This window comes from Hydrogenophaga laconesensis (assembly GCF_031457235.1).
GTDB classification, from domain to species: Bacteria; Pseudomonadota; Gammaproteobacteria; order Burkholderiales; family Burkholderiaceae_C; genus Hydrogenophaga; species Hydrogenophaga laconesensis.
In genome coordinates this window covers 316,864-329,403 of record NZ_JAVDWE010000004.1, presented here as the reverse complement: position 1 = coordinate 329,403, position 12,540 = coordinate 316,864, and the positions used below count along the sequence as shown (strand labels likewise).

The following is a 12,540-nucleotide window of genomic DNA, read 5'->3' as shown; positions in this document are numbered from 1 at the left end:
GAACTCGCGGCTGAATGTCCGTCTTCTCTCCATAAACCACCTCCGGTTTCATCTTCCACCTTAACAAGGTGTCTTTGAAACCGGCAGCAGCCCACGCCGTCGCATCAAGCCCGATGAGATGCCGCGTTGCTGGCGCAACGCAAAGAGACGGCCATCGACTCTCGCTCATGGCGGCCGATGTGCTGGAACTCACCGGGGCGGCGGGTCCGACACTCTCGACACTGGTTGTGAATGGGGGCGCGACAGACACGGTCGACGCCATGGGCTTTGGCTCACCAGCGGGTGCGGGTGTGGCGGTGTCCGTCGACATGAACGGCGACGGTTCGCTCAGCGCGGCCGAGCAGTTCACCACCGACGCCAGCGGCCAGATCACCGGCGACCTGGGTTCAGGCATGCAGACGTACCTCGTTTACAGCCACGCCTCCTTCGGCGTCCTGCTGGTCGACGCGGACATCCAGCACGCGATCGTCTGACCTTCGTTCAATGAAAGTCCCGGCTCACCGTCGACAAGCCATTGAGCAGCGGTGTGAGGTCCACCAGATGGCCGGCGATGAGGTTCCTGGCTTCGCCATCGCGCTGCCAGGTGCCGTACACGGCGAGCAGGCGCGAGCTGGTGAGCACGGCGCGCTGGCGTTCGCGGATGCGTTTCCACACGATGACCTGCACCACGCCTGTTTCGTCTTCCAGGCTCACGAACACCACGCCCGATGAGGTGCCGGGCTGCTGGCGCAGGGTGACGATGCCGCAGTGGCGCACGAGGCGGCCATCAGGCACGTCCTTGAGTTGTTCGGCGGTCATGAGCCTGCGCTTGCTGAGCTCTTCGCGCAGCAGGGCCAGCGGGTGGCGGCGCAGGGTGAGGCCGGTGCTGGCGTAGTCCCACACGATGGCTTCGCCTTCGGGTGCGGCGGGCAAGGCGAGCGGGGCTTCTTCCACCGGCGCGCCTTTGAGCAGGGCGGGTGCGGTGCGCAGCGCGGCGGCGTCCCACACCTGCTGGCGTCGGTGGCCACTCAGGCCCATGAGGGCGTCGGCGGCGGCGAGGGCTTTCATCTGGGGCTGGTCCAGCCCGGCGCGGCGGGCCAGGTCTTGCGCGCTGCGCAGCGCTTGTTGTTCGCGCGCGGCCACGATGCGTTGGGCGCTGTCCTTGCGGATGCCGTTGACGAGGTGCAGGCCGAGGCGCACGGCGCCATCGGGTTCGAGCGTGGTGTCGTGGTGGCTGTGCAGCACGTCGATGGGGCGCACGACAACGTGGTGGCGTTTCGCGTCCTGCACGAGCTGGCTGGGCGTGTAGAAGCCCATGGGCTGGCTGTTGAGCAGCGCGGTGAGGAATTCGGCCGGGTAGTGGCATTTGATCCAGCTGCTGACGTAGACCAGCAGCGCGAAGCTGGCGGCATGGCTTTCGGGGAAGCCGTAGCTGGAGAAGCCTTTGATCTGTTCGAAGATGCTCTGGGCGAATTCGAGTTCGTAGCCGCGATCGGTCATGCCTCTCACCAACCGCTCTTCGTACTTCTGCACGTTGCCATGCCGTTTCCAGGCGGCCATGGCGCGGCGCAGCTGGTCCGACTCATCGGGTGTGAAGCCGGCGGCCAGCACGGCGATCTGCATGCACTGTTCCTGGAAGATGGGCACGCCCATGGTGCGGCCGAGGGCTTGCCTCAGGGCCTTGCCATCTTCCGGGCCGGGAAAGGTCACCGGCACCTTGCCCTGCCGGCGGTTGAGGTAGGGGTGCACAGCGCCGCCCTGGATGGGGCCGGGCCGCACCAGCGCCACTTCGATCACGAGGTCGTAGTAGTTGCGCGGTCGCAGGCGCGGCAACATGCTCATCTGCGCGCGGCTTTCGATCTGGAACACACCCACGGTGTCGGCGGCGCAGATCATGTCGTAGGTAGCCTGGTCGTTCTGGGTCGCACTTTCCATGGTGAAGATGCGACCTTCTTTCTGGCTGATGAGCGCCATGGCCTTGCGCAAGGCGGTGAGCATGCCCAGCGCCAGCACGTCCACCTTGAGCAGGCCCAGCGCGTCGAGATCGTCCTTGTCCCATTCGATGACGGTGCGATCTTCCATGGTGGCGTTCTCGATGGGCACCAGACGCGAGAGCGGCAGCTGCGTGAGCACGAAACCGCCGGTGTGCTGCGAGAGGTGGCGCGGAAAGCCCATGAGCGCGGACGTGTATTCCAGCAGCTGCTGCACTTTCAGCTGCGAAGGATCGAGCCCCGCCTCTACCAGACGTTCGGTTGCGATGCCGTGGCCATCCCACCAGCGCGACTGTTTGGCCAGCACGCTGAGCGAACCTTCCTCGAAGCCCAGCGCCTTGCCCACGTCGCGCAGGGCGCTGCGCGGGCGGTAGCTGATGACGGTGGCGGTGAGTGCGGCGCGTTCGCGGCCGTATTTTTCGTAGAGGTACTGGATGACCTCTTCGCGCCGTTCGTGCTCGAAGTCGACGTCGATGTCGGGCGGTTCGTCACGTTCGCGCGAGATGAAACGTTCGAACAGCAGGCCGGTGAGGTCCGGGTTCACCGCCGTGATGCCCAGGCAGTAGCAGACCACGCTGTTGGCGGCCGAACCGCGGCCCTGGCACAGGATGTTCTGCGAGCGGGCGAAGGCGACGATGTCGTACACCGTCAGGAAGTAGTGTTCGTATCGCTTGAAGGCGATGAGTTCGAGTTCGTGCTCGATCTGCTTCGCGTTCTTGCCGCTGATGCCGTCTGGCCATTTCTGGCGGGCACCCTCTTCCGTGAGCCGGCGCAGGTAGCTCTGCGGCGTTTCGCCCTCGGGGATCACCTCGCCCGGGTACTGGTAGCGCAACTCGTCGAGCGAGAACTGGCAGCGCGCGGCCACCACCAGCGTTTCCGCGAGCAGTTCGGCGGGGTAGAGACTGGCCAGCGTGGACCGCAGGCGCAGGCGCTGCTCGGCATTGGGCGCCAGCGCGAAACCGCATCCGGTGAGCGGCTTGCCGATGCGGATGGCGGTGAGCACGTCGTGCAGGGGTTTGCGTGATCGCACATGCATCTGCACGTCGCCCACGGCCACCAGGGGCACGGCGGTGAGTTCGCTGCTCTGGCGCAGGCGGTGCAGGCGCATCTCGTCATCGAACTGGCACAGCTGTTCCACGCCCAGCCAGCAACGGCCACGAAAGTGCCACAGCAGCCAGCGGGCCACGGCATCGGCCTGCGCTTGTTCGATGGCCCGCTCGGGCACCGCGATCACCACGCAGTCGGCCAGGGCCTCGGCGTCGATGCCGTTCAGGTCGAGGCGGTAGGTGCCTTTCGTGGAGGAGGCGCGGCGCAGGCGCGTGATGAACTCGCAGAGGTTGCCGTAGCCGTTGAGGTTGCAGGCCAGCACCACCAGGGTGAAAGGCGAATCGCAGCGCACGCGGAACTGGCTGCCGATGAGCAGGGGAAACCGGTGTTTCTTCGCGGCCACGTGCGCGCGCACCACGCCGGCCAGCGAGCATTCGTCCACCAGGGCCAGGGCGCGGTAGCCCAGCTCCACCGCGCGCTCCACCAGTTCTTCCGGGTGGCTGGCACCTTGCAGGAAGCTGAAGTTGGAGAGGCACCGCAACTCGGCGTAGTCGGGCAGCGTGGCTGGCGTGCTGGGCGTGTTCATGCGGCACCTTCAGGCAAAGTGCCCGTGCAGATACCAGGCGGGCGCACCGTCCAGCCGGGTCTGGAACACCCACACCACGCCGGCTTCGGCAGACAGGGCCACCCAGTAATCGCGCACCACGTTGCGGTCTTCGTCGCCCGCGCGGTCCCACCAGCCGCCTTCCACGCGCTGCGGGCCGAGCAGCAACATCAACCGGCCGTGGTAGACGGGGTGGTCGCCCTGCACCAGCAGGCGCAGCGGCGCGGGCAGCAGAAAGCCGGGCTGGGGCAGATCGGTGCCGGGCGCGCCCTTGCGCGGCAGCGGCAGCGCGGCCGGCTGCCAGCGGCACATCCATTCGGGGCGATGGTCCTCGCACAGCACGGGGCGCAGCACGCGCTGCGGCCCCAGGCGCGCGGCCAGGCGCTCCAGCACCAGACCGAGTTGTTCGCCCTGGCGCACGGTGTCGGGCAGCAGCGAGGCGCTCACGTCGTGCAGCGGCCGCACCTCGGTGGCCACCAGCCGCAGGTCGCCCACGGGGGCTTTCAATTCCACCCGCGCCAGGTGTTCGCCCAGCAGGCGGCAGAGGTGTTCGATGTCGCGCGTGGGTTCGGCCGTGCGGATGGTGATCTCACCGCCCTCGCCTGCCGCGCGCGAGCGCATCGCGTCGTGCGCCCAGTGCAGTGTGAACGCGGTGACGCCCGCGCGCCGCGCCGCCAGCCAGCCGCTGAGCACGCGCAGCAGGCGCCGAGCGCCGAACAGCAAGGCCGGCGCCTGCTCCACGCGCGCCATGAGTTCGAGGCGTTCCTCGAAATGCTCGGGCAGCGCCACCCAGTCGTGCGCTTCGGGCACGAGGCCGTAGACTTGGTCCAGTGCATTCAGCAGGTGCTGATCGAAGCGGCGCGCCAGGCCATCGCGGGGCAGCGCGCGCACATCGCCCAGCGTGCGGCAGCCGATGTGTTCGAGCGTGAGGCGGTGCGGGTGCACGGCGCTCAGCGTGTCCATGGGCAAGGTGTCGAGCAGCGCCTCCAGCGGGTGGCGCAAGCCGTTCTCGATGCCGGCGCGCACCAGCGCGAGCGCGGCCAGGCCGTTGGGCGCCCAGGCCAGCCGCGCCACACCCAGTTCCCGGCCTTCGTTCCACACGCGGTCGCGCAGCGCACGCCGGCCACCGAACAGGCGCACGCTGGCCTCCACCTCCATCAGCACGGCTTCGTCGGCCAGCGCCACCCGGGGCGTGAACTGCAGCGCCCAGGTGGCCAGCGCGCGCTGCGCGGCGTCAGTGCACGCGGCTGTGCCGCTGCACGGGCTGGGCAGAAGGGCTGTCCACAACATGGATCGTCTCTTCGTGAGGCATCCACCGGCCGGGCTGGCGCAACCGGGGCGGGAGGATGGCGGCCAGGCTGCCCGGCACCGAGGCCAGGCGCAGGGTGTCGTCCAGCGGTGGGCCCTTGCGTTTGGCAATGCGCACGTGCAGCTCCCAGTCCACACCCACCGTGGCCTGCACGCGCAGGGGTGCGGCCGACGACTCGCGCAGCGCCCGGCTGGGCCGGCACACGAACACCGGCGCGTCGAACCCCGCCGCGAGCACCTGCAACCGGCGGATCTGTTCGGCGCGTGCGCGCGGCAGCCAGGCCACGAGCGCGCCACAGGCCTGGGCCTTGATCAGTTGCTCGGCCGACCACAGGCGCTCGGCCGGGGTGTCGGCCCGCACCCAGACCAGCCGGCGCTCGTCGATGCCCTCGAAACGCAGGCCCGGCAGGTGCGGCGGCAACGGCGGGCCGACCACCACCACCGGCTGCCCGGCCGCGCAGATGGATCGCAACGCCGGCCCTAGCAGGCGCCATTCCAGCGAGCCACTGAGCGGCGAAAGGATTTCCGTCAATCCATGGCCGGGCCAGCCACCGCCGGGGAGTTGCGCGTCCAGCGCGTCGAAACCGGTGGGCCAGACAGCCGAGACCGGCGCGCCGATCTGGTCACCCCGCCAGAGCGCGGCAACCACGGCCGCAGGCATGGCCACCGCAGGGGGTGTGGTCGAGCGGAGGGATGAAAGGGACGGAGACGGGTCGTCCTCCGGCCAGGAAAAGGCGGGCTGCATGGTGCGCTCAATATACTGTATTTAAATACAGTATTAAAGTGCAAATCCAGCCCTACAGCCTTTACTCATAAATGTTGTGGGGGTCTACTATTTTGTAGAATGCGGCCATGATTTCGACTCAGACTTCCCGCCACGCCCCTGCACATTCAGGTGGCCTGGGTGCGTCTGTCTCACTGTTGTCCCCTGCCGAGTACGCACGCCTGCATGGCATCAGCGCGGAACGGGTGCGGCAGCTGTGCCGCACCGGCCGCATTCCCCGTGCCACCCTGCGAACCCTGGGACCCATGACGATGTGGCTCATTCCTTCGGATGTGGCCGATCCCAGACTGCCCAGAGGAAGGCCCTGCAAACCGCGGGTGACCGAGCCCAGTGCGCCCTCGCAGCCGCAGGCAAAGCCTCGAATCTCGCTTTATCAGCCAGATCCGGAAACGCAGCGCCTGGCCAAGGCCCGCCTGCACCTGGGGAGGCAGGAAGCGCAAACGATCATCAAGGCCATGAAAAAGAAGGGCGTGAAGATCGCACTTTTTGGTTCGATGAAGACAGGCAGGACCACGCCCTTTTCCGACATCGACCTGCTGATCACGGACCCGGGGCCGATGGGGGCTTTGCGTGCCATTTCCGAAACGCTGGCCGAACGCCTCACGATTCCTGTGGATGTGGTCGCCGCAGAAACCATCGGGACCGACGCCTTCGCTCGCATCAAGGAAAGCCTGAATGCATAGGAAAGAGTTCGAGGCCGAGATGGCCAAGCTCGAGAAAGAACTCGAGGCATTCGGGCATTGGGAGGCGCAGAACCCAGCCGCCGGTGAATGGGAGTACGGCAAGCTGGCAGGGTCGACGGTCAACAGCGTCTACACAGGCATGGAGACGATTCTGGAGGCCGTTCTCAAGCAGACCGACCCGCCCATGGAGCAGGACTCGGGTTACCACGCGCGGTTGATCAAGATCGCTGCAATCGCCACCGAAACACGCGACCCCTTGATCAGCGAGGCGCTGCGCGGGCTGCTGGATGACTTGCGCGGTTTTCGCCACGTAGGCCGCAAGCGCTATGGCAGCGAGATCGATACGCAACGCGCCAGGCTTGTGCTGCACAACGCCGCAAAGGCCGCGCCGGTCTTTCGCAAGGAAATGTCCGTGATCATCGCGGCGCTCGAGGAAGCGCTGACCATCGAACAAGCGGAACAACTGGAACGCCGCAAGGCGGAGAACCACACGAAGAAGCGCTCGGGCTGACCCGAGCGGCACCCTCAGCGGCTCACACCGCCTGGCCAAGCCGCCCCACGCCCTCCTCGATCTTCTCCAGCCCCACGGTCGCGAAGCTCAGGCGCAGGGTGGCGTGGTCGGGGTTGCGGGCGTAGAACGGCGCGCCGGGCACGAAGGCCACGCCCTTTTCAATGGCGCGTTTGGCGAGTTCACCGCCGTCGGCCACCTTGCCGCCCGCACCGGTGAGGCGGGCCCAGACGAACAGGCCGCCCTGGGGCTGCACGAATTCGATCGCATCGCCCAGTTCGCGCCGCAGGGCGTTGCCCATGGTGGTGGCGCGCTCGGCGTAGACCTTGCGCACCTTGTCCAGCGTGGCGGGCATGCGGCCGGCCTTGAGGTATTGCGCGGCGGTGGCCTGGGCAAAGGTGCTGGTGTGTGCGTCGCTGAACTGCTTGCACATGGTCGCCTTGGCCAGCAGATCGGCCGGACCCACCATCCAGCCCACGCGCAGGCCGGGGCTGAGCACCTTGCTCAGGCTGCCGCAATGCACCAGGCGCTCGCGGCTGCCGGGCACGGTGGCGCTGAGCGCGAGCAGGCTGGGCGGCGGGGGGGCGCCGAAGTAGAGGTCGCCATACGGGTCGTCTTCCACGATCAGCGTGTCGTGTTTCACCGCCATCTCCAGCACCTTCTTGCGGCGCTCCAGGCTGAGCATGGCGCCGCTGGGGTTGCCGAAGGTGGGAATGAGGTAGACGAACTTGGGCTTGTGTTCGGCGATGAGCTTTTCCAGTTCGTCGGTCTTCACGCCGTCGCCGTCCACCGGTGCGCTGATGAGTTCGGCGCCGTAGAGGCGGAAGCACTGGATGGTGGCGAGGAAGGTCGGGCCTTCGACGATGACCTTGTCGCCGGGCGAGACCAGCGTCTTGCCCAGCAGGTCCAGCCCCTGCTGGCTGCCGGTGGTGACGATCAGGTCGTTCGCGGCCACGTCTTTCGCGCCCTTGCTGGTCATGAAGGCGGCGAGCTGCTCGCGCAGCGGCTGGTAACCCTCGGTGGCGCCGTACTGCAGGGCGCCGCCGGCCTCTTCGGTGAGCGCCGCGTTCACCGCCTCGCGGATGCCATCCACATCGAACATCGCGCTGTCGGGAAAGCCGCCGGCGAAGCTGATGATGCCGGGCTTGCCCAGCAGCTTGAAGAGCTCGCGGATGGCGGAGGTTTCGACGTTGTTGAGGCGGTCGGCGAAAGGAATGGCAAAGGTCATGGCGGCGGTTTCCGTGAAGTCGTGAACAACGACCGCCATTCTCGCGCACCGGCGTGGGGCGCCTCCGGGCTCAGGCCAGGGCCGTGCCCGCCGGGGCGTGCAAGCGGGCGCCGCGCAGCCGCTTCGCCAGCCCGCGCCAGCCTGGCTCGGGGGTGCGCCGGGTGCAGGCGGAGGCATGCGGCTCCAGCCGCAGCACGGCGGGTTGCAGGGCGTAGGCGATCACGCGATGCTGTGGCTGGGTGACGAAGCTGTCGCCCTCGTTGAGGACCACGTCGCGCTCGTCGTGGTCGAGCGTGAGCCAGACGCTGCCTTCGCGGCACACGAGGCGCAGCGCGCCAGAGGGGATGGACTGCAGCGCCTTGTGGGGCATGTTCAGGTCCACGGTCAAGGTGTCGGTTTTCATGAAACACTCCTTCGCATCAGGGATGTGCATGAATGTAGGGAGCCAACCTATACTGCGCAAACGCTCATTTCGAATGCTTCGCATGCCATTCAGGAATGTGAAGGAAGAATGTGAAAGCCACCCCTGACACCCTCCCCCGCTCGCAGATGCTCCGGCTGGACCTGCTGCCCTGCTTCGACGCGGCGGCGCGCACGCTGAGCTTCACCCTGGCCGCGCAGGAACTGCACCTCACCCAGTCGGCCGTGAGCCGGCAGATCCAGCTGCTGGAAGAAAGCCTGGGGGTGCCGCTGTTCGAACGGCGCCACCGTGCCCTGGCGCTGACCGAGGCCGGCGAGGTCATGCAGCGTGCCACACGCGATGCGCTGGAGCGGCTGCGCGACGCCTCGGCGCGTGTGCGCCCCGGCCCGCGCCTGCGGCAGGTGGCCATGACGTGCACGCAGGGCTTCGCCTCGCTCTGGCTCATCCCGCGGCTGGCCCGTTTCACGGCGAACCACCCGGAGGTCGACGTGCGCATCTCCGCCTCCATGGCCATCATGGATCTGGAACGGCACCGGCTCGACATGGCGGTGCGCTTCGTGCCCTCCAGCATCGGACCGGGCAAGGCACTGTTCGAGGAAACCCTGCAGCCGCTGTGCGCCCCATCGCTGCTGCGCCAGAAGACCGCGCCGCTGCGCCAGCCGGCCGACCTCGCCCGCCACACTTTGCTGACGGTGGAGAAGCACGCGGGCACGGCCCTCACCTCCGACTGGGACCCCTGGTTCCAGGTGATGGGCCTGCAGGACATGCGCATGAAAAACACCGTGCAGTTCACCCAGTACGCCGACGCGGTGGCGGCTGCGGTGGCCGGCCAGGGGGTGGTGATCGGCCGGCTGCCGCTGCTGCAGTCGCTGGTGGACGCGAAGCAGCTGGTGGCGCCGTTCCGCAGCGGTGGCGCAGCCACGCGCCGGGGCTACTACGTGGAGATGGCGGCCCACGCGCACGACAACGCCGACGCGCTGGACTTCGCGAACTGGCTGCGCGCCGAGGCCGAACGGGGCTGAGCCCCGCGCGTGGCGCGTGGGACAATCCGCGCCCATGACGCCACCCCAGATCGAAGCCTTTTTCGCCACGCTCCAGGCCGCCAACCCCAGCCCGCAGACCGAGCTCGAATACACCAGCGTGTTCGAGCTGCTCACCGCCGTGCTGCTCTCGGCACAGGCCACGGACGTGGGCGTCAACAAGGCCACGCGCAAGCTGTTCCCGGTGGCGAACACGCCACAGGCCATCCTCGACCTGGGCCAGGAAGGGCTGGAGAGCTACATCAAGACCATCGGCCTGTACCGCAGCAAGGCGAAGCACCTGATGCAGACCTGCCGCATGCTGGTGGAGCAGCACGGCGGCCAGGTGCCCGGCACGCGCGAGGCGCTCGAGGCCTTGCCCGGTGTGGGCCGCAAGACGGCGAACGTCGTGCTCAACGTGGCGTTCGGCGAACCCACCATGGCGGTGGACACGCACATCTTCCGCGTCGGCAACCGCACCGGCCTGGCACCGGGCAAGACGCCGCTGGCGGTGGAGCTGCAACTCATGAAGCGAGTGCCACCCGCCTACGCGGTGGACTCGCACCACTGGCTCATCCTGCACGGGCGCTATGTCTGCCAGGCGCGCAAGCCGCTGTGTCCGCGTTGCGCCGTCATCGCGTACTGCGACTACAAGGACAAGACGACCGCCCCCTGAGCGATGCCGCCCAGGCGTGAGAAAGCCTGCGTTCATCCCCTCACCCGATCCGCACCTGTTTGGTGCGCCTACGATGGCATTTTTCCATCCGGGGGAGACGATCAGAATGACAAAGACACTTTTCGCGCGCGCCGCGCTGGCCCTGCTGCTGTGTGCCGGGCCGACCCACGCAAGGGACCTCATCCTCGCCATCAGCGAAGGCACCTCGGGCGGCACCGACCACGCCCGGGTGATCGCCAAATACCAGGGCCTGGCCGACGTGCTGGGCAAGAGCCTCAGCCAGAAAGTGAACGTGGTGTTCATCCGCGAGTTTTCCGCGCTGGAGGACGGCATGAAGGAACGGCGCTTCGCGCTGGCGATGGCCCGCCCGAGCGACTTTCCCGCGCGCGGCATGCGCGACTACGGCTACCGCTACGTGGCCTCGGCGAAGCCCGACGGCCAGTGCCTGATCGTGGTGCCGAAGGAGGCGCCCTACAAGACACTCGCCGACATCAAGGGCAAGCGCCTCGTGCTGCCCGAACCGGCGGCCTACATGGCGAAGTTCTGCGCGGCGGCCCTGCGCGACGAAGGGGTCGACATCGGCAAGGAAAACGTGCAGCGCGTGCGCGAACAGGGCGCCGTGCCGTTCTACCTGAGCAACAAGTTCGCCGACGTGGGCGGCGTGGCGTCGTACTCCGGCGTGGCGAAATCGCTCGAAAAGAGCGGCCACCGCGTGCTGCACACCAGCGTGTCGCAGCCCTACTTCCCGCTGATCGCGGACCGCGAATTCACGCCGACCCAGATCGAGGCGATGCAGAAAGCGCTGCGTGCCCTGCCCGACTCGGAAGCCGGACAGGATGTGCTCAAGAGCGTGGGCGTGCAGGGATTCGACACCGGTACCGAAAAGCGCCTGCGCGACCTGCTGGCCTGGCTTGGCCTGTAGGCGGGCTCAGACTTCGACGGTGATCCACCCGCCCTGCTCGGGCGCGTCCTTCGGCCATTCGCTGGCTTCGCGGATGTGCACGCCACCGCTGTTCAGGATGTACGTCACGGCGCGGATCACGCCCGCGTGGGTGATCCACAGCACATCGGTGCTGGTGGCCGGCCGCAGGTCGGCCAGCGCGGCGGCCACGCGGTAGAGCAGCATCTGCGTGCTTTCGGTGCCACCGAACCGGTGGTGGGCGAAATCGGCCATCCACTCGTTGAAAGCCGAATGGGGCACGCTGTCCCAGCGCTGCAATTCCCAGGTGCCGAAGTCCATCTCGTTGAGGCGGGTGTCGATGCGCGCGGCACCCAGGTCGGAACGCTCGGCCTGGATCGCCCCCGCGAGCTGCTGCGCGCGCAGCAGGCCCGACATCCACACCGGCGTACCCGGTGGCAGCAGCGGCGCGATGTTCAGCGCGGCCTCGCGCGTGAGTTCGCCATGGGCGGGCACATCGCTCGAGCCATAGCACAGACCGGGGCCCAGCATCACGGGCGCATGGCGAAGCAACCAGAGTTTCATGAGAGCACGGGCAACGACAAGGCAATGCCCAGGTAGAACAGCACCTCGCTCACCTGCTGCGTGGCGCCGAGGCCATCGCCGGTGAAGCCTTGCAGGCGGCGGCGCAGCAGCCGCCACACCCACGCCAGACCGAGCAGCGCGCCCAGCACGGCCTGTGCCCACGGCGCGCCGGGCAGCCACCACCACGCGAGCACCATGGCCAGCAACCACCAGAGCAATCCCGCGAACAGGCTCCGATCAGACAACCGATCGGCCAGCGGCTTGCTTTTGGATTGCGCGGTATCGCCCACGTGCGGCAGTGTACGGATGACGAACAGGGGCATCGTGCGCGAGGTGACGTGCGCAGCGAACAGGGCGACGACCGCAAGCCGCCCGCCCCCCTGCGCCAGCAGGACGAGCAGACCGATCTTCGCCAGCAGCACCAGCACCAGCGCGATGGCGCCGTAGCTGCCGATGCGCGAGTCCTTCATGATCTCCAGCGCTCGCTCGCGCTGCGCGCTGCCGCCCAGGCCGTCGGCGAGGTCGGCCAGGCCATCTTCATGAAAGGCGCCGGTGAGCATCACGCTGAACACGGTGCTGAGCACCACCGCCACCCACAGGCCCGCGAGCCCGGGTGGCAGCAACGCGAGCAAGGCCCAGAGCACGAGTGCCGAGAGCCCGCCCACCACCCAGCCCACACCCGGGAAGTGCGCCGCACTTGCGCGCAGCATGGTCGGGCTGTAACCCACCCACCCGGCCAGCCGCCCCGTCACAGGAATGCGGGTGAAGAACTGGAGGGCGAGCAGAAAGTGGCGGAAAAAAATGCTCAT

General features: G+C 67.8%; 13 protein-coding genes. 6 read left to right on the top strand and 7 right to left on the bottom strand.

Features of this window, described 5'->3' with window-relative positions:
• The first annotated feature begins 167 nt into the window (after positions 1–167).
• Positions 168–473: a hypothetical protein gene (locus J2X09_RS10195; protein ID WP_204733001.1), complete on the top strand. Its 306-nt coding sequence runs from the start codon at positions 168–170 to the stop codon at positions 471–473.
• A gap of 7 nt (positions 474–480) precedes the next feature.
• Here the strand turns inward: J2X09_RS10195 and J2X09_RS10190 are convergent, their stop codons facing one another.
• The 3 genes from J2X09_RS10190 to imuA are packed head-to-tail and all read right to left on the bottom strand — an operon-like array spanning position 481 to position 5,674.
• Positions 481–3,603 (bottom strand): error-prone DNA polymerase, encoded by a 3,123-nt coding sequence (locus J2X09_RS10190; protein ID WP_204733002.1) that lies wholly within the window; start codon positions 3,601–3,603, stop codon positions 481–483.
• Positions 3,604–3,612: 9 nt separating this feature from the next.
• The gene (locus J2X09_RS10185; RefSeq protein ID WP_204733003.1) at positions 3,613–4,911 is read right to left on the bottom strand and encodes a Y-family DNA polymerase; all 1,299 of its coding nucleotides are present in this window, start codon (positions 4,909–4,911) and stop codon (positions 3,613–3,615) included.
• Positions 4,856–5,674 (bottom strand): translesion DNA synthesis-associated protein ImuA, encoded by an 819-nt coding sequence (gene imuA / locus J2X09_RS10180; RefSeq protein ID WP_204733004.1) that lies wholly within the window; start codon positions 5,672–5,674, stop codon positions 4,856–4,858. The genes J2X09_RS10185 and imuA overlap by 56 nt, the downstream gene beginning before the upstream one ends.
• Before the next feature lie 284 nt (positions 5,675–5,958).
• Between imuA and J2X09_RS10175 the strand changes: the two genes are divergently transcribed.
• Together J2X09_RS10175 and J2X09_RS10170 are read left to right on the top strand one after the other, a co-directional pair.
• Positions 5,959–6,396, top strand: a complete 438-nt coding sequence (locus J2X09_RS10175) for a nucleotidyltransferase domain-containing protein (RefSeq protein WP_204733005.1) — start codon at positions 5,959–5,961, stop codon at positions 6,394–6,396.
• Positions 6,389–6,907 (top strand): ribonuclease toxin HepT-like protein, encoded by a 519-nt coding sequence (locus J2X09_RS10170; RefSeq protein WP_204733006.1) that lies wholly within the window; start codon positions 6,389–6,391, stop codon positions 6,905–6,907. Before J2X09_RS10175 ends, J2X09_RS10170 begins: the two co-directional genes overlap by 8 nt.
• A 22-nt stretch (positions 6,908–6,929) precedes the next feature.
• On the opposite strand, the gene J2X09_RS10165 is transcribed toward J2X09_RS10170, so the two are convergent.
• Both J2X09_RS10165 and J2X09_RS10160 read right to left on the bottom strand, forming a co-directional pair.
• The gene (locus tag J2X09_RS10165) at positions 6,930–8,120 is read right to left on the bottom strand and encodes an aminotransferase-like domain-containing protein (protein ID WP_204733296.1); all 1,191 of its coding nucleotides are present in this window, start codon (positions 8,118–8,120) and stop codon (positions 6,930–6,932) included.
• An 82-nt stretch (positions 8,121–8,202) separates the two neighbouring features.
• Positions 8,203–8,535, bottom strand: a complete 333-nt coding sequence (locus tag J2X09_RS10160) for a DUF2917 domain-containing protein (RefSeq protein WP_204733007.1) — start codon at positions 8,533–8,535, stop codon at positions 8,203–8,205.
• A gap of 110 nt (positions 8,536–8,645) precedes the next feature.
• Here J2X09_RS10160 and J2X09_RS10155 point away from each other — a divergent pair, with 110 nt between their 5' ends.
• The 3 genes from J2X09_RS10155 (at position 8,646) to J2X09_RS10145 (ending at position 11,170) form a co-directional block, all read left to right on the top strand.
• Positions 8,646–9,575 (top strand): LysR substrate-binding domain-containing protein, encoded by a 930-nt coding sequence (locus J2X09_RS10155; RefSeq protein WP_310308146.1) that lies wholly within the window; start codon positions 8,646–8,648, stop codon positions 9,573–9,575.
• Positions 9,576–9,609: 34 nt separating this feature from the next.
• Positions 9,610–10,248: an endonuclease III gene (gene nth, locus J2X09_RS10150; protein WP_204733008.1), complete on the top strand. Its 639-nt coding sequence runs from the start codon at positions 9,610–9,612 to the stop codon at positions 10,246–10,248.
• A 106-nt stretch (positions 10,249–10,354) separates the two neighbouring features.
• On the top strand, positions 10,355–11,170 hold the full coding sequence (locus J2X09_RS10145; protein ID WP_204733009.1) for a phosphate/phosphite/phosphonate ABC transporter substrate-binding protein: 816 nt from the start codon (positions 10,355–10,357) through the stop codon (positions 11,168–11,170).
• A gap of 6 nt (positions 11,171–11,176) precedes the next feature.
• Here J2X09_RS10145 and J2X09_RS10140 read toward each other — a convergent pair whose 3' ends face one another.
• Positions 11,177–11,731, bottom strand: a complete 555-nt coding sequence (locus tag J2X09_RS10140; RefSeq protein WP_204733010.1) for a histidine phosphatase family protein — start codon at positions 11,729–11,731, stop codon at positions 11,177–11,179.
• Complete coding sequence (locus J2X09_RS10135) at positions 11,728–12,540, bottom strand: adenosylcobinamide-GDP ribazoletransferase (protein ID WP_204733011.1); 813 nt, start codon at positions 12,538–12,540, stop codon at positions 11,728–11,730. Before J2X09_RS10135 ends, J2X09_RS10140 begins: the two co-directional genes overlap by 4 nt.